Annotated in this window: 18 protein-coding genes; 4 read left to right on the top strand and 14 right to left on the bottom strand. The window is 70.5% G+C overall.

Annotated elements, in window-relative coordinates; genetic code table 11:
* Positions 1 to 94 precede the first annotated feature (94 nt).
* The gene (locus ACH45E_RS29810) at positions 95 to 2,416 is read right to left on the bottom strand and encodes a GH92 family glycosyl hydrolase (protein WP_361452314.1); all 2,322 of its coding nucleotides are present in this window, start codon (positions 2,414 to 2,416) and stop codon (positions 95 to 97) included.
* A gap of 206 nt (positions 2,417 to 2,622) precedes the next feature.
* Between ACH45E_RS29810 and ACH45E_RS29805 the strand changes: the two genes are divergently transcribed.
* Positions 2,623 to 3,000 carry a hypothetical protein gene (locus tag ACH45E_RS29805; RefSeq protein WP_361452311.1) on the top strand — a complete coding sequence of 126 codons (378 nt, stop codon included), beginning with the start codon at positions 2,623 to 2,625 and terminating at the stop codon, positions 2,998 to 3,000.
* A 23-nt stretch (positions 3,001 to 3,023) separates the two neighbouring features.
* Here the strand turns inward: ACH45E_RS29805 and glgC are convergent, their stop codons facing one another.
* Genes glgC through ACH45E_RS29790 form a run of 3 tightly spaced genes read right to left on the bottom strand, consistent with a single transcriptional unit; the run spans position 3,024 to position 6,251 of the window.
* Entirely contained in the window at positions 3,024 to 4,244 is a 1,221-nt protein-coding gene (gene glgC, locus ACH45E_RS29800; RefSeq protein ID WP_361452308.1) for a glucose-1-phosphate adenylyltransferase, read from the bottom strand.
* 52 nt (positions 4,245 to 4,296) lie between these two features.
* Entirely contained in the window at positions 4,297 to 5,448 is a 1,152-nt protein-coding gene (gene glgA, locus ACH45E_RS29795) for a glycogen synthase (RefSeq protein ID WP_361452305.1), read from the bottom strand.
* A gap of 38 nt (positions 5,449 to 5,486) precedes the next feature.
* Positions 5,487 to 6,251: a (2Fe-2S)-binding protein gene (locus tag ACH45E_RS29790; RefSeq protein ID WP_361452658.1), complete on the bottom strand. Its 765-nt coding sequence runs from the start codon at positions 6,249 to 6,251 to the stop codon at positions 5,487 to 5,489.
* A 228-nt stretch (positions 6,252 to 6,479) separates the two neighbouring features.
* Here ACH45E_RS29790 and ACH45E_RS29785 point away from each other — a divergent pair, with 228 nt between their 5' ends.
* On the top strand, positions 6,480 to 7,643 hold the full coding sequence (locus tag ACH45E_RS29785; RefSeq protein WP_361452302.1) for a DMT family transporter: 1,164 nt from the start codon (positions 6,480 to 6,482) through the stop codon (positions 7,641 to 7,643).
* Here ACH45E_RS29785 and ACH45E_RS29780 read toward each other — a convergent pair.
* Complete coding sequence (locus tag ACH45E_RS29780; protein WP_361452299.1) at positions 7,633 to 8,817, bottom strand: transglycosylase family protein; 1,185 nt, start codon at positions 8,815 to 8,817, stop codon at positions 7,633 to 7,635. The genes ACH45E_RS29785 and ACH45E_RS29780 overlap by 11 nt on opposite strands.
* Positions 8,818 to 9,112: 295 nt before the next feature.
* Between ACH45E_RS29780 and gndA the strand changes: the two genes are divergently transcribed.
* On the top strand, positions 9,113 to 10,552 hold the full coding sequence (gndA, locus tag ACH45E_RS29775; protein WP_361452296.1) for an NADP-dependent phosphogluconate dehydrogenase: 1,440 nt from the start codon (positions 9,113 to 9,115) through the stop codon (positions 10,550 to 10,552).
* Positions 10,553 to 10,954: 402 nt separating this feature from the next.
* On the opposite strand, the gene ACH45E_RS29770 is transcribed toward gndA, so the two are convergent.
* The 9 genes from ACH45E_RS29770 to ACH45E_RS29730 form a co-directional block, all read right to left on the bottom strand.
* Positions 10,955 to 11,299 carry a GNAT family N-acetyltransferase gene (locus ACH45E_RS29770; RefSeq protein ID WP_361452293.1) on the bottom strand — a complete coding sequence of 115 codons (345 nt, stop codon included), beginning with the start codon at positions 11,297 to 11,299 and terminating at the stop codon, positions 10,955 to 10,957.
* Positions 11,300 to 11,322: 23 nt separating this feature from the next.
* Positions 11,323 to 11,742, bottom strand: a complete 420-nt coding sequence (gene panD / locus ACH45E_RS29765) for an aspartate 1-decarboxylase (protein WP_361452290.1) — start codon at positions 11,740 to 11,742, stop codon at positions 11,323 to 11,325.
* Positions 11,743 to 12,403: 661 nt separating this feature from the next.
* Positions 12,404 to 12,814 carry a hypothetical protein gene (locus ACH45E_RS29760; protein WP_361452287.1) on the bottom strand — a complete coding sequence of 137 codons (411 nt, stop codon included), beginning with the start codon at positions 12,812 to 12,814 and terminating at the stop codon, positions 12,404 to 12,406.
* A gap of 145 nt (positions 12,815 to 12,959) precedes the next feature.
* Positions 12,960 to 13,553, bottom strand: a complete 594-nt coding sequence (locus ACH45E_RS29755; RefSeq protein WP_361452284.1) for a hypothetical protein — start codon at positions 13,551 to 13,553, stop codon at positions 12,960 to 12,962.
* 252 nt (positions 13,554 to 13,805) lie between these two features.
* Positions 13,806 to 14,099 carry a hypothetical protein gene (locus ACH45E_RS29750; RefSeq protein WP_361452281.1) on the bottom strand — a complete coding sequence of 98 codons (294 nt, stop codon included), beginning with the start codon at positions 14,097 to 14,099 and terminating at the stop codon, positions 13,806 to 13,808.
* Entirely contained in the window at positions 14,096 to 14,335 is a 240-nt protein-coding gene (locus ACH45E_RS29745) for a DUF1308 domain-containing protein (protein WP_361452278.1), read from the bottom strand. Before ACH45E_RS29745 ends, ACH45E_RS29750 begins: the two co-directional genes overlap by 4 nt.
* Positions 14,336 to 14,342: 7 nt before the next feature.
* A complete protein-coding gene (locus ACH45E_RS29740; RefSeq protein ID WP_399041897.1) occupies positions 14,343 to 14,591 on the bottom strand; it encodes an integrase core domain-containing protein in 249 nt (82 codons plus the stop codon).
* Positions 14,513 to 15,226: an IS3 family transposase gene (locus ACH45E_RS29735; protein WP_399041816.1), complete on the bottom strand. Its 714-nt coding sequence runs from the start codon at positions 15,224 to 15,226 to the stop codon at positions 14,513 to 14,515. Before ACH45E_RS29735 ends, ACH45E_RS29740 begins: the two co-directional genes overlap by 79 nt.
* On the bottom strand, positions 15,223 to 15,528 hold the full coding sequence (locus tag ACH45E_RS29730) for a transposase (RefSeq protein WP_399041813.1): 306 nt from the start codon (positions 15,526 to 15,528) through the stop codon (positions 15,223 to 15,225). The genes ACH45E_RS29735 and ACH45E_RS29730 overlap by 4 nt, the downstream gene beginning before the upstream one ends.
* A gap of 29 nt (positions 15,529 to 15,557) precedes the next feature.
* Between ACH45E_RS29730 and ACH45E_RS29725 the strand changes: the two genes are divergently transcribed.
* A complete protein-coding gene (locus ACH45E_RS29725) occupies positions 15,558 to 15,941 on the top strand; it encodes a LamG-like jellyroll fold domain-containing protein (RefSeq protein ID WP_399041895.1) in 384 nt (127 codons plus the stop codon).
* Positions 15,942 to 16,092: the final 151 nt, after the last annotated feature.

The raw sequence follows: 16,092 nt of genomic DNA, 5'->3' as shown, positions 1-16,092 counted from the left end.
CGATTACGGTCAAGTACGGTCAGGCTACGCTCAGTTAACAGCAGATTAAGTCCCGCCCCTCTTGAAACGGGCGGGACACACGGGACGCCTGAGGTCACTTCAGCACCGGAGGCGCCGCCTGGGGTGACGTACCCCACTCCGACGGGCGCGGGCCGACCGTGAACGCCAGGGAGCGCAGGGACCGCAGCTCACGGGTCGTCAGGTAGGTCCGGTCATGGGCCGCCGCGTCCACGTGCACCCCCTGTACATAGCGGTCGGTCGCCGAGGTCCCCGGCGCGGTGACCGTGAGGCCGCCGCCGGGCCAGTAGCGGCGGTCCAGGGTGAGGTCGACCCGGTCGAACACGGGCGTGGACAGTCCCCAGGTGCCGTATCCGGGCTGCACCGGGAAGATCCCGATCGACGACAGCACGTGCCAGGCGGACATCGTGCCGAGGTCGTCGTTGCCGGTCATGCCGGTCGGCGCGTCGGTGAACAGGGTCAGCGCCGCGTGCACCACGTCGGTCGTCTTCCACGGTTCGCCGGTCGAGAGATACGTGTACGGCGCGATGAGGTCGGGCTCGTTCTGCGGGTTGTACGTGGCCGCGTTGTAGTAATCGTACGCACCACCGTGCACCCACGCCTCGCGCGCGGTGCGGGCCGGGTCCGCGAGCAGCCGGTCGTAGGCGAAGAACGCGTCGAGCCGGTCGTTCGCCGCGCGCTCCCCGCCGATCAGGCGAACCATGCCGGGGATGTCCTGCGGCACCAGCCACTGGTACTGCCAGGCGGTGCCCTCGTGGAAACCCACGCCGGCGGCCGGGTCGGCCGGGCCGGTGAAGGCGCCGGAGGCGTCCCGGGCCCGGAAGAAACCGGTCGAGGGGTCGAAGACGTTGCGGTAGCCGCGCGACCGGGCCGCATAGCGGGCCGCGTCCTCGTGGTGGCCGAGGCTCCGGGCCATCTGCGCGAGCATCGCGTCCGAGAGGGCGTACTCCAGGGTGACGGAGGCTCCCTCGTGGTAGTCGGAGTCGCCCGGCTTCGTGCGCGGGCGGTCCTTGATGTACGGCGCGAACCCGTATCCGAGGTACTCCGCGTTGGCCTCCCGGCCCACCCCCGGATAGTCCGCGGGCGGCACGCCATCGGCGTTCTTCCGCAGCGCCCGGTAGGCCCGCTCCTCGTACCCCTCGAGCAGACCCGACTCGTAGGCGGTGGTCAGGAACGGGGTCACCGGGTCGCCGGTCATGATGTTCGTCTCGACGGGCCCGTAGCCCCACTTGGGCAGCCAGCCGCCGTCCTCGTCGACCCTGACCACCGAGATCGCCATGTCCCGGGCCTCGCGCGGCGCGAGCAGGGCGAGGAGCTGGCACTGGGTGCGGTAGGTGTCCCACAGTGACCAGTTCTGGTAGTACGTGAAACCCTCGGCCCGGTGGATCCGCCGGTCCCAGCCGGTGTAGCGGCCGTCCGCGTCGCTGCCGGTGTTGGGGGCGAGGAACGACCGGTAAAGCGACGAGTAGAAGGTGCGGCGCAGGGTCGCGTCGCCGCCCCGGACCCGGACGGCGCCGAGCCGGCGCTCCCAGGCCCGCCGGGCCCGCTCGCGGACGGCGTCGAAGGAACGTCCGCCCTCGGCACGCAGATTGACCTCGGCGCCGCGCGCGTCGACGTACGACAGTGCGGTGGTCGCCTCGACGGTGTGGTCCCGGGTGGTGTCGAAGCGTACGTAGGCGCCGCCGCGCCCGCTGCGGGAGCCCGCGGTGACCGTGGTGCCGTCCCAGGTGCCGTACGCGGTGAAGGGCCGGGAGAAACGGGTGACCGTGTACACGGTGTACGGGCCGGTCTCCCGGCAGAAGCCGTGGCCGGTGATCGCGGTGCGCACGGTCCGGTCGTCGAGGATCTCCACCGAACTGGTGACCGGCTTGTGCAGTGCCTGCGCCGCGTTCAGCAGGACGTTGGCGTGGTCGGTGGCGGGGAAGGTGTAGCGCTGTACGCCGGTGCGCTCGGTGGCGGTGAGTTCGGCCTCGATCCCCGAGTCCAGGCCGACCCGGTAGTAGCCCGGGCTCGCCGTCTCGTCCTGGTGCCGGAAGCCGGCCGCGTACCGGGCGTAGTCGGTCCGCGTGACCTCGCCGGTGGTCGGCAGCACGGGCAGGTCGCCGCCGATCCGGCAGCCGACGCCCGAGAGGTGGACCAGGGAGAAGCCGCGGATGTGGTCCTGGGAGTGGTCGTAGCCGGTGCTGTGCCCGGTGTCGGGCGAGAGCTGCACCATGCCGAACGGCACGGCCGCGCCGGGGAAGGTGTTGCCCTCGTTCTGGGTCCCGATGAAGGGGTTCACCAGGTCGGTGAGGTGGCCGTCGGACGGCTCTGCGGCCCGTGCGGCGGGGGTGGCGAGCAGCGCGGACGCCGCCATCACCCCGGCCAGGCACAGCCGCGGGCGCCGGGTCCCTCTCATGTGACCTCCGGGAGGTTCGACATCGTTGTCCGCATCCTGCGGGCCGCGGGCCCGGAAGCCGGGGAGGGCGCGCGGATCGCGCGCAACGCGTCGCGCGCCGACAATGGAGGCAGCCACCCCCTCGGCGGAGGGAGGACGGCGTCCTCAGCGGGCATCCTCAGCCGACATCCCCAGCGGCCCTCCTCAGCGGAAAGAAGGCGAGGACGATGCCGAAGGTTTCCAGGGACACGGCCACGCAGGGCGGCGACTACGGCCCGGTGGTCGACCGCTCCGAGGACCTCGAGCCCTACACGGTGGACTTCCTGACGTTCCGCGAGGACGTCGACCACACCCCGCTGCTGCGGGCACTGCCCGAGCACCGCTGCCAGTGCCCGCACTGGGGATACGTCTTCAAGGGCGAGCTCACGTTCCGCTACCCGGACCACGACGAGGTGTACCGCGGCGGAGAGGCCTTCTACGCCCCGCCGGGGCACGTACCCGTGCACACCGAGCCGGGCAGCGAGTACCTCCAGTTCAGCCTCGCCGACGACCTGCGCCGGACCAGCGAGGTGACCATGACCCACTTCCCGCCGCTGACCGGCTGAGCCGCCGGGGCCTGCCGGGGGCCCTACGACACCTGCTGCCCCTTGCCGAGCGCGATCACCCCGCCCTTGGACACCGTGTAGAGCTCCGCGTCCCGCTCCGGGTTGACGCCGATCGTCGCCCCGGGCGGCACCTCCACGTTCTTGTCGAGGACCGCCCCGCGCACGACCGCGCCCCGGCCGATGCGGACGTTGTCGTGCAGCACCGAGCCCTGGACCACCGCGCCCGGGTCGACCCGCACGCCCGGGGACAGCACGGACCGGGTGACCTGGCCGCGGATCAGGCAGCCGGCGCTGATGATGGACTCGCTCGCGATGCCGCCGGCGTTGAAGCGGGCGGGCGAGAGCTGGCCGGAGTGGGTGTAGATCGGCCACTGGCGGTTGTAGAGGTTGAAGGCGGGGCGCTCGGCGATCAGGTCCATGTGGGCGTCGTAGTAGGCGTCGAGGGTGCCGACGTCCCGCCAGTAGCCCTGGTCGCGGATGGTCTCGCCGGGGACGTGGTTGGCGCTGAAGTCGTACAACTGCGCCTCGCCGCGGGCGGTGAGCTGGGGCAGGATCGAGCCGCCCATGTCGTGCACCGAGCTGTCGTCCTCGGCGTCCCGGTGCAGGGCCTCGATCAGGGCCTTGGTGGTGAAGATGTAGTTGCCCATCGAGGCGAAGACGCACTCCGGGTCGTCCGCGAGGCCCGGCGGATCGGCGGGCTTCTCCAGGAAGCGCTCCACGATCTGCCCGTCGGAGCCCGGGGTGATCACGCCGAAGGAGGAGGACTCCGAGCGGGGCACGCGGATCCCGGCCACCGTCACGCCCGCGCCGCCCTCGATGTGCTGCCGGAGCATCTGCCGGGGATCCATCCGGTACACGTGGTCGGCGCCGAACACCGCGACGTACTCGGGCCCGTCGTCGTGCACCAGGTTCAGCGACTGGAGGATGGCGTCCGCGCTGCCCAGGTACCAGCGCGGGCCGAGCCGCTGCTGGGCCGGGACCGGGGTGACGTAGTTGCCGAGCAGGCTGGACATCCGCCAGGTGGTGGTGATGTGCCGGTCCAGCGAGTGCGACTTGTACTGGGTCAGCACACAGATGCGCATGATGTCGGCGTTGACGAGGTTGGACAGCACGAAGTCTACGAGGCGGTAGGTACCGCCGAAGGTGACCGCTGGTTTGGCCCGGTCCGCGGTCAGCGGCATCAGGCGTTTGCCCTCTCCGCCCGCCAGCACGATTCCGAGCACCGAAGGTCCGCCACGACGCATGGCCGCTCCCCTCACCGTGGTTGACACCATGCCTGCCCCCGGCCCCCGAGGGCTAAGCCTGCTTGAGGATCTCCTCGTACAGCCGGACCGTGCGCCGGGCCACCGCGTCCCAGCCGAACTCGCCCACCGCACGCTCCCGTCCGGCCTCGCCCATCCGCCGGGCCGCCTCAGGATCGCCGAGGACGGTGTCCAGCGCGCGGGCGAGGCCCGTCTCGAAGTCGTCGTCGGCCGCCACGAGGAGACCGGTCACACCGTCCTCCACCACCTCGGGGATGCCGCCGACCCTGGAGGCCACGACCGGCGTACCGCAGGCCATCGCCTCCAGGTTGACGATGCCGAGTGGTTCGTACACCGACGGGCAGACGAACACGGCGGCGTGCGTGAGGAGTTGGATCACCTCCGCGCGCGGCAGCATCTGCGGGATCCAGTGCACGCCCGCGCGGACCCGGCTGAGCTCCTGGAACAGGTCGCGGAACTCCCGGTCGATCTCCGGGGTGTCGGGCGCGCCCGCGCACAGCACGACCTGAGCGGCGGGGTCGATGTCGCGGACCGCGCGCAGCAGATGGGGCACGCCCTTCTGCCGGGTGATGCGGCCGACGAACAGCACATAGGGCCGGTCGGGGTCGAGGCCGAGGCGGCGCAGCACGTCGGTGCCGTGATCCGGCCGGTACAGGGTGGTGTCGATGCCGTTGTGCACGATGTGCACGCGCGCCGGGTCCAGCGCCGGGTAGCAGCCGAGGATGTCCTCGCGCATGGCGCCCGACACCGCGATCACCGCGTCGGCGGCCTCGACCGCGGTGCGCTCCGCCCACCCGGACAGGGCGTATCCGCCGCCGAGCTGCTCGGCCTTCCAGGGGCGCAGCGGCTCCAGCGAGTGGGCGGTGACCACGTGCGGGACGCCGTACAGGAGCTTGGCGACATGGCCCGCGAGGTTGGCGTACCAGGTGTGGGAGTGGACGAGTTCGCGGCCCTGAAGGGCGCCGGCCATGGCCAGGTCCACCGAGAAGGTGCGCAGCGCGTCGTTGGCGCCGTCCAGCACGGACCACGGCCGGTGGCGTACGACGCCGACCCCGCGGCCCTCGCCCCAGCAGTGCACCTCGAGGTCGACCAGGGGATGCAACTCCCGGGCCAGGAATTCGACGTGGACTCCCGCTCCGCCGTACACGTCCGGGGGGTACTCCCGGGTCAGCAGTCCCACTCGCACCGGCAACTCCCTGGTCTCACACGGCCGGACTCCCATGGTCACCCAGATGCGGCGCGCGGGGAAGGGCGCGGCGGTCGTGGGAAACAACAGTCACCGCAGACACCGCCGCCCGGCACCCGGTAGTAGAGGCAGCAGCTGCGTCGCCGGAAGCCGGCCTCGGTGAGGGTGCCGGTGGTGCGCAGCAGGGGGTGGGCGAAGAGGGCCGCGGTGAGCGTACGGGCCCGGTCGGCCACGTCCGTACGGCCGTTCGTCCGCGCCCACCGGTCGAGCCCGCGGGCCGCGCCGGCCAGCGCGGAGCCCGCGTTGCCCCACAGGAGTCCCGTCGCGACCCCGTAGCGGGCCCCTAGGGCGTCCCCTAGGGGCTCGAGGTGGCCGTGCAGTACGGCGTCCGCGAGCGCGTCGGCCTGAGTCGGGCACGGGGCCGGCGGCAGCGGGCGTACCTCGGTCAGCCACAGGTCGTCGGGGGCGGTCACGGCGAAGTCCCAGGTCAGCAGCGCCGGATCCAGGTCGGGGAGACGGCCGTACAGGGCGGCGCAGCCGAGGGCCGCCGACCACAGGCGGGCCGCGAGTCCCTGGTGGGCGATCGACGCGGCGACCCGCGGCTCGGCGGTGCGCAACCGGTCCGCGACGGTCTCGACCCGCGCGGTCAGGGCACTTCGCCGCAGGTGGGATGCGGTGCCCGCGTAGGTCTGCGCGAGCGTCGGCAGCGGGCCGGGCGGGGTCGCGCCGGTGTCCGCGGTCGTGCGCAGGACGAAGAAGCCGCCGAGCGGGCGGAGCGCGGCGAGTTGGGGGTCGAGGTCCACGGACGAGATTAGTACCAGGGCCGGTACAGGCCCGGTCGAGGCGGCATCCACCCCGCGTCGCCCACCTTGGGGAGGATCGGGCCCCACGAATACTCCATCGGCAGTAGGACCCATTGCCTGCTCAGGGACGACGACGGGAACAACCCGAGCGGGCAGAGTGTTCGTCATGGAAGCCGACCGTTCGCCGCGCCGGGCCCCGGGCCCCCGCCCCACGCAGAGGAGACGCTGATGAGCGCCCTCGCGTTGTCCGTGCTGCTGTCGTTCGTCTCCGCCGTCGCGTACGCGGGCGGGGCGATCGTGCAGGAGCAGGTGGCGCTGTCCGGCCGCGACGGGCAGTACGCGCCGATGCGCCGCCCGAGTTGGTGGGCGGCGCTCGCGCTGAACGGCCTCGGCGGAGTGCTGCACGTCGTCGCGCTGGCCTACGGTCCGCTCAGCCTGGTGCAGCCGCTGGGCGCGCTGACCATCGTCTTCGCACTGCCCATGGCCGCCCTGTTCGTCGGCCGCAGGGCCGGGGCGGCCGCCTGGCGCGGTGCCGTCATGGCCACCCTCGGTCTGGCCGGCCTGCTCTCCCTCGTCGGCACCACCGCCGACGGCCACGCGCTGGACGCCGCCCAGCGGGTCGGCGTCGCACTGGTCACCGGCGGGGCGGTCGTCGCGCTGATGATCGCCGGCCGTGCCGCGCACCGGCACCCGGCGGTGCGCAGCGTGCTGCTCGCCACCGGATCCGGCATAGCCTTCGGCATGTCGTCGGTGTTCACCAAGACCGTCGCGGTCGACTGGACCCCCGGGGTCTCGGCGTCGGACCTGCCCTCGCTGGGGATGATCGGCGTCTTCGCCGTCGCGGGCGTGCTGCTGTCGCAGGCCGCCTACCGCGGCGGCGGCCTCACGGCGCCGCTCGCCACGCTCACAGTGGTCAACCCGGTGCTGGCCGCCGCGGTCGGCATCACGATGTTCGGCGAAGCCTTCCGGTACGGCGCCACGGGCACCGCGCTCGCCCTGAGCTGCGGGGTGGTGGCGGCCGGTGGCCTGATCCTGCTGACGACGGAGCGGCTGGAGCACGCTCCGCACGCCGGGGAGACGGCGGCGGAGGCGGTGGCCGCGCCGGAACCGTCCCCGGAACCCGAGCTGGTGCCGCAGCCCGTGGTCGACCGGGCCGCCGAGGCTGCCCTGGTGTTCCCCCAGCAGCGCACCGCGGAGCCCCTGGGCGACGCGGCCCAGGCGGACGCCGTGCTGGCAGACACCGTGCTCGCGGACGCCGTCGTCCCGGACACCGTCCCGGACGACGTCGAGAGCCTGGTCGACGACGTCGCGCTCCTGATCCCGGCCCCCTACGCGGGCGTGTACGTCCCGCTGCCGGTGCTCGAACGGCGCCGCGCGCGGGTCAGATCCTGACGCCGCCGGCCCGGAGATAGGCGACCGGGTCGACGTCCGTACCGAAACCGGGCCCCGTCCGCACCTCGAAGTGCAGATGCGGGCCCGTGACGTTTCCGGTGGCCCCCGAGCGGCCGATGCGCCGGCCCTCGCCCACCGACTGCCCGGCCTTCACGGAGATGGCCGACAGATGGGCGTACTGGGAGTAGCGGCCGTCGGAGTGCCGGATCACGACCTGGTAGCCGTACGAGCCGCCCCAGCCCGCGGCGACCACATGACCGGCCGCGACCGCCTTGACGGAGGTGCCGGTGGGTACGAGGAAGTCGACGCCGGTGTGGTAGCCCTTCGACCAGTGCGAACCGGCGGCGTGGTAGGGCGTGCCCATGGCGGCGTCGACGGGGGCGACGAGCGAGTGACTGCTCGTGGACGTGGAGTGGGTGCGGTGCGTGGTGTGGCCGTGGTGCGTGGACGCCTTCTTCTGCGAAGGCTCCTTCTTCTTCGCGGACTTGGCCGGGGTGTGGGTGTCGGTGGCCGGGGACGCCTTGGCGTGCAGGCTCAGCCGCTGCCCGGGGATGATCAGGTCGGGATCGGATCCGATGGTCGCACGGTTGCCGGCGTACAGCCGCTGCCAGCCGCCCTGCACGTGCTTGTCGGTGGCGATCTCGGAGAGCGTGTCGCCGTGCACCACCGTGTACATCTCGGCCTTGCCGGCCCGGGACTGGGGTGTGGTCTGCGGCTGGACGTCCTTGACGGAGCTGTGCGTGGACTTCGCCGGGTGGGTCGCGCCGCCGTCCGGGTGGACACCGGGCGTGCCGCCGCCCCGGGTGAGGCCGGCGTGGACCGAGCACACCGGCCAGGCGCCGGGCCCCTGTCCGTCGAGGACCTTCTCGGCGACGGCTATCTGCTGGTCCCGGGTGGCCAGGTCGGCGCGGGCCGCGTACGCGGTGCCTCCGTAGGCCTCCCAGGTGGACTGGGTGAACTGGAGCCCGCCGTAGTAGCCGTTGCCCGTGTTGATGCTCCAGTCGCCGCTGGACTCGCATGCGGCGACCTTGTTCCAGGTGGCCGCGTCGGCCGCGTCGGCGCTGCCGGCGGCGACGAGGGGGATGGCGAGGCCCGCGCCGCCCGCGGTGACGGTGAGCGAGGCGCGGTTGATCCTGTTCGGCTGATACCGGCGGTGCCGGCCGCGTACGGCCATGTCTCAAGCCCCCTAGCCATGCGTCAGGAGCGGCAAAAGTAAGCGCTGCGAACAGGCCATGACAAGACGGCAATCAGCCGCCCGCGGCGTCCAAGTGGCCGGGAATCGGCCATGTTTGCCCTGCCTGCGTGCGATCGGCCGGAGACCCACTGAGGCGAGGAGCGCCTTCCGTGCGTAATCAAGCCTGGCGGGTCGGATGTGCGCTCGCCGAAGCGGCACGTCAGGATGGGCGCAGTACCACTGCCGGGCAATACTGGCGGGGCCGTACTTTCGAGGCAGTTAGGGAGCAGGCGATATGAGCACTTCAGCCCAGATCGGCGTGACGGGACTCGCGGTCATGGGCCGCAACCTCGCCCGGAACTTCGCGCGCAACGGCTACACGGTCGCGCTCCACAACCGGACGGCGTCGCGCACGCACGCCCTGGTGGAGGAGTTCGGGGACGAGGGCGACTTCATCGCGGCCGAGACCGCCAAGGAGTTCGTGGCGGCACTGGAGCGGCCGCGCCGGCTGGTCATCATGGTCAAGGCCGGTGGTCCGACGGACGCGGTGATCGAGGAGTTCGCCCCGCTCCTGGAGCCCGGTGACATGATCATCGACGGTGGCAACGCGCACTTCGCGGACACCCGCCGCCGGGAGGCGGCGCTGCGCGAGCAGGGCATCCACTTCGTCGGCATGGGCGTCTCCGGCGGCGAGGAGGGCGCGCTGCACGGGCCGAGCATCATGCCGGGCGGCCCGAAGGAGTCGTACGACTCGCTCGGCCCGATGCTGGAGAAGATCTCGGCCAAGGCGGCGGACGGCGCGCCCTGCGTCACGCACGTCGGCCCGGACGGCGCCGGTCACTTCGTGAAGATGGTGCACAACGGCATCGAGTACGCCGACATGCAGCTGATCGGCGAGGCGTACCAGCTGCTGCGCGATGTCGCCGGGTACTCCCCCGCGCAGATCGCGGACATCTTCCGCACCTGGAACACCGGGCGGCTGGACTCGTACCTGATCGAGATCACGGCCGAGGTGCTGTCCCACGTGGACGAGGCCACCGGCAAGCCGTTCGTGGACGTGGTGGTCGACCAGGCCGAGCAGAAGGGCACCGGCCGCTGGACCGTGCAGATCGCGCTTGACCTCGGTGTCCCGGTCTCCGGCATCGCCGAGGCGGTCTTCGCCCGTTCCCTCTCCGGGCACGCGGCGCTGCGCGAGGCCTCGCGGGGCCTGGCCGGGCCGAAGCCGGCCGCGCTGAGCGAGTCGGAGGCGGGGGCCTTCGCGGACCGGGTGGAGCAGGCGCTGTACGCCTCGAAGATCGTGTCGTACACGCAGGGCTTCCACGAGATCGACGCGGCGCGCGCGGAGTACGGCTGGGACATCGACCTCGGCGCGGTCTCCGCGATCTGGCGCGGCGGCTGCATCATCCGCGCGGCGTTCCTGGACCGCATCCGTGCCGCGTACGACGCCCGGCCCGACCTGCCGAGCCTGCTGTCGGACGAGACCTTCGCGCAGGAGATCGCGGCGGCCCAGGACGACTGGCGCGAGGTGCTCGTCTCCGCGACCCGGCAGGGTGTGGCCACCCCCGGCTTCGCCGCCGCCCTCGCGTACTACGACGCCCTGCGCGCCGAGCGGCTGCCCGCCGCGCTCACCCAGGGCCAGCGGGACTTCTTCGGTGCGCACACCTACCGGCGGGTCGACCGGGACGGCTCCTTCCACACGCTGTGGGGCGGGGACCGGTCGGAGGTGTCCGCGTAAACCTCCCGGCAGGAGGACGTACGCACGGGTGGGCGGCCCGGGTGGCCGCCCACCGGCGTGTTCGCCCATCCTGTGCTGGGCTCAGCTCAGCGGCGGTCCCGGCTCGGGGTCCGGAACCGGCTCGGGGCCCGGCGGGACCGGGGACGGCGAGGGCTCCGGGGGGCCGCCCGGCTCGGGCGGCGGCTGCGGAACCGGGTTCGGCCCCGGGACCGGGGGCGGCGCGGGGGCGGGGGACGGCTCGGGGGGCGGGACCGGGTTCGGCGGCGGTTCGGGGTGCTGCGGGTCCGGGCCCGGCGTCGGTCCGGGCCGGACCGGGTCGGGATACGGGTTCGTCATGGTGTCCTCCGGCCGGTCACTCGACGTGGGCTCTGGACTACTCCCCCGCGTACCCGTCCCCCTCCCTCAGAACCGGCCCGGGTTCGCCACCAGCCACGCCTTCGCGGCACCCAGCAGTTCCGGGTCGGGCGTCGGGGCGACGTCCGGGTGCCGCTCGGCCCACTTGACGACGTACGGGCACAGCGGCGCCACCGTGACGCCCTCGCGCTCGGCGATGGCGTAGAGCTCGCGGGCGAGGGAGCCGGCGATGCCCTTCCCCTCGTGGGCCGGTTCCACGATCGTGTGCACGGGCACGAGCGCCCGGGCGGGGCTGTCGAGAACGAAGTACTCGACATGCCCGACGACTTCCCCGCCGCCCACCGCCTCGAGGCGCCCCGCCGCCCGGTCGTCGCGGATCTCGATGTCGGTCATGGGCACGCTCCTGATGGCGTAGGTCAGGCCGTTACGGCCTGCGGGCTGCGCTGCTGCTCCGAGCCCGGCACCGGCTCGGACGGGTCCGCGCCCAGGGCCACGATCCGGTTGTCGCGGTCGACGTGCACGACCCGCGGCTCCAGCGCCCGCGCCTCGGCGTCGGTCACCTGAGCGTAGCTGATGATGATCACCAGATCCCCGGGGTGCACGAGATGCGCGGCGGCCCCGTTGATCCCGATCACCCCCGACCCGCGCTCCCCCTCGATGACGTACGTCTCCAGACGCGCACCGTTGGTGATGTCGACGATGTGCACGAGCTCGCCGGGCAGCAGGTCCGCGGCGTCGAGCAGGTCGGCGTCGATGGTCACCGATCCCACGTAGTGCAGGTCGGCCTGGGTGACGGTGGCACGGTGGATCTTGGACTTGAACATGGTGCGAAGCATGGAGAAACTCCCGGTTCGTCTGCTCCCTGCCTGCTTTTTGCAGGTCAAGGGCGATGTTCGGAGGCTACAACGTTTCGCATGTTCGGTCAGCTGTCCCCAGGTGTTCCAGGACTCACACTGACCGATTGCTGACTTTCGTGACGCCACATCAGGTCGGGGGCCGCGACGTCTCTACCTGGCACCTCGGCGACGGCGGTACTCTCGGCCACGGTGCCGACTGGGGCATCGACGACCACGCGCTGAGCGCAGTCAGGTAGGTCGTACCGTCGGACAAACCGACAGACGCAAGCTCACTCGCAACGCACGAAATCGGGCACGCCCTCAAGAGCGTCTGCGTCGCCGAACCAGCGAGTTTCGGCTCCGTCATGCGCCCGGACCCGGGAGACCGAAATGCCGTGCAGAGACGCCGCACCAGATCAGCAAGCACCCGACACAGGTCTCACGATCCACGATGTAGCGAGCATGCAGATCAGCGTGACCGCAACGCGGACAGGACAATCGCCCCTGCCGGCCGCCGGTCATGACGGGCAGCAGAGCCAGCCACGCGGCTCGGGCAGTCATCAGCTCAGCCTCCGTTGTAGTCGCGTTTCAAACGGGGAGTAGCCGTCACTGGCTCCAGGTCTTCGACCCGCGGCCCACTGGCAGCCCTCATGCTGCAGGGTCATTGCTCGTCGGGCCGGCGCCTTCGGACTTCGGACCGGACGGCGTCGATGAACTCGGCAAGTGGTCCGTAGAGGTGGTCGACGATGTAGTGGATGATCAGGTTCGGGGCGACGTAGAGCACTCCGCCGTCCGAGACGGCCCGGATCTCGGCATGGCCGAGCCGGTACCTGAAGCCCGCCCGTGCGGAGGTCGCCGTGTGCTCCGCGTACTCCGGACAGAGGGTGCACGTGTGCCAGCCCCTGCTCCTGTGCTGCCGCAGCGGACCGAGATCAATGATGTTCGCGAGATCTTCCTCGGAGACCTCGTCGATGGCGTAGTCGTAGCCGTGCTCCAGCCAGCCCATCGTGAGCCCCTCGGGCTTTGCGTGGAAGTCGTAGTCGTAGAGCGATAAATCCGCGTAGTAGGTCATGTGTCGATTCTTGGGTGGGGTCACTCCAATGGGACGCGATCCCCCGATCGGCTGCAGGATGCCGGGGGAGATCCTGCAACGTGCGGCGTCCCCGGGAGCCAAAGACCCCCGGGGACGGAGGTACCCACTGGGCGGGAAGCGTTCGCTATCCCTCAGCCGCGCGCCGGGAGAGACGCTGGCGCGCCCAATTGAGGATCAGCCTCTCCAACTCGTTGACCTCGACGCTGTCCAGCAGAGCAGTCAAGTCCGCCACCGGATCGTCATCAATGCGCAGGATGATCTCGGTCATGAGCGCTCCCCTCAGACGCAGCAGATTGTTGTTCGGGTTGGTCCGAGTCTCCTCCAGCAGAGCCCGGCGGTTCAGAAGGCGAACCACCCGTGGGATGGATTCGTCGGTCAGCACACACGCCAAGTGCTGCCCGCAGACGTCACGTGTCTCCGGTTCCGTGAACGCCCAGCGCGACCGGAACGGCATTTCCTCGTCCGGTTGATGGGCGACCTCGGACGGCAGCACCACCAGGCAAATCGCCAGGGCTCCGCTGGCGTCCGGCACGCCCGGGTCAACGTGCTGGCGCTGCACGAACTCCCAGTGCGGCAGTGGAACCATGAAGAAAGTGACATCGAAGACGAATTTCTCCGGATCAACCGCGTGGGTGTCGAACTCCAAGAGCGCGTGATCGCCGTTCGGTGCCGCCAGCCGGAAGACCCTACCTTTCTTGGTGAAACCCGCTGCCTTCATGACGGGAGCCACATGTTGCTGCAGTGGCAGACCCTTATGTCAGGCTCCAACAGTGGTGTCCCATGCCTCTCCGAAGGGTCATTTCGCGTCAGGCCAGCGCCTTCGGACTTCGGGCTGCAGTTGACCGTGCCGACGTACGTCCGGGTGGGCGTCGATGAACTCGGCATGGGTGAGGCCGGGCGCCGCGGCGTTGACCGCGGCGCCCGGCCGGTCAGGTCACCTCAGTGCCCGATTTCCCGGCACGTCGTCACGTCAGTCCTCGTCTTCGCCGATGGACCAGCCTTTCGCCGTCATGCGGCTTCGCAAGTCCTCGATCCTTCGCCGGGAAGGCCTGTTGCCTGTGCAGGCATCGGCCGCTTCGTTTCGAGCAACGTGTGGATCTAGGCCGAAGGCCGCGTGCACGGCCACTCCCAGATTCCTTTCCGAGAGCGCGTCGGAAAGGATCACCAGGAGGGGGTAGTAGTCGTCTTCGACGACGCCGTCGGCAAAGATCTCGACGAGTTCCCGCACGACTTCCGCCAGCTCGGGGTTGTCCTCCAACATCATTTCCCCTTCCAGGAACTTGGCGGATGGACAATGGCGTCGAACACTACTCCTTGCGCTTCCGCGCCCCGCAGGAACTTCTCGTCGGATGTGAACATCTGAAGCCCCATGGCGTCCGCGGTACCGAAGATCTGGATGTCTTCAGCACCGACCTTCTTGGTGACTTTGAGCCCCAGGGACCTCGGAGAGGGGGCGTCGGGGACGACCCGGACCTGAAGTGACCCCTCGGCTCCCGACACTTACGATTTATGCCGCGAGGTCCAGTCGTTGGTGACAGCGGGTCCTGGCCTGGTACGGCGTGATGTAGCCGATGGTCGAGTGGATCCGCTCCCGGTTGTAATGTTCCGCGATCCAGCGGAACACGTCCTGTCGAGCCTGCGCCCGGGACTCCCAGACCGTGGTGCCGATCTCCGTTTTCAGGACGGCGAAGAAACTCTCCGCGGCGGCGTTATCGAAGCACGAACCGGTACGACCGACGCTTCGCCGGATATCCAACTCGGCCAAGACCTCCTGAAATTGGCGAGAGGTGTATTGGATCCGCGATCGGAGTGGAAGATCGCGTTGCCTGCCGTGTGTCCGCCCGCATGGGCCATCCGGATTGCGTCTGCGACGAGTTCCGCGCGCATGTGGTCGGCCATCGACCAGCCCATGACCTCCCGTGTACACAGATCGATTACCGTCGCCAGGTACAGCCACCCCTCGGCCGTCGGCAAACAGGTGATGTCCCCGACGAATTTCAGGCCCGGCATCGGCGCCGTGAAGTCCCGTTGGATGAGATCCGGCGCAGGCGGCGCCGTGCGGTCCTGCTTCGTCAGCGACCGCGACTTCCGGCGCGTTATCCCGACGATCTCACGCTCCCGCATGATCCGCGCGACGCGTTTGCGGTTCACGACGTGCCCCTGACCACGTAGCTTCTGAGTGATCCGGCGGGCGCCGTAGGCTCCCCGGGAATCTGTGTGGATCGCCCGGATGCTGCCGGCCAGATCTTCTTCCGCATCGGCCTTCTCCTGCCGCGCTCCTCTGTTCTGGTGCCAGGCGTAGTAGCCGGAGCGGTCCCAGCCGAGAACATCGCACATCCGCTTCACCTTGTGGGTGCTCCGGTACTCGTCAACGAAACGGAAGCGGATCACCGTGTCGTCTCCCGCGCGAAATAGGCGGCAGCCTTCCGGAGGATCTCGTTGTCCTCCTTCAGCCGGGCGTTCTCCCGCCGCAGACGCTTGAGTTCCTCATTCTCGTCGGGGGTCATACCGGCATCACCCCCGCCGTCCGTCGACTGGGTGCGGGCCTTGTCGTCGCGGACCCACTTTCGCAGGGTCTCCAGATGAACGCCCAGACTGTGGGCGATGTCGGTGAGGGAGCGGTCTGTCGAGGAGCGCACCAGATCCACCGCGTCCCGCTTGAACTCTTCGGGATAGTTCTTCCGCTTTGCCACCTTGGATCACTTCCCCTGGATGACGAAGCATCCAGCGTCCAGGTGTCGGAATTTCGGGGGTCACTCCACACGCGGACGACACCTCAGGAGACTTCACCAGTGCCTACGGGCCCGACACGGGTGCACAGAGCCCGAAGACCAACACGTGGTTCCACCTCGTGGGCGTCTTCGACGCCGACACGCAGCAGTTGCGTCTCTACGTGAACGGCGACCTGGCCGCCACCGCCTCCTACGAGGGAACGGTCTGGAACGCGAACGGGCCACTGCAGATCGGGCGCAGGATCGCAGAGGGCCGCTACGGGGAGTACGCCAGCGGCAAGGTGGCCGACGTACAGCTCTTCACCGAGGCACTCACTCCGGGCGGTGTCGCCTCGCTCGACAGGAACCGTCCGGTACCCACCCAGCTCTCCTGAGCCCGGGTTTTCACACGCGGCGGCCCCCCCCCCCCCGGGGGGGGGGGGGGCCCCGGGCGCCGGGCCCCCCCCCCGGCGGGGTAGCGGGGTGGGAGCCGTGTCCCCCGCACAAGCGGTCGCGTGATGGCTCCCCCCCCCCCGATCCTAGTCC

This window comes from Streptomyces sp. NPDC020299, assembly GCF_044387825.1.
GTDB lineage: Bacteria > Actinomycetota > Actinomycetes > Streptomycetales > Streptomycetaceae > Streptomyces.
The sequence above is the reverse complement of the archived record's forward strand: the minus strand, read 5'-3'. Positions and strand labels throughout refer to the sequence as shown.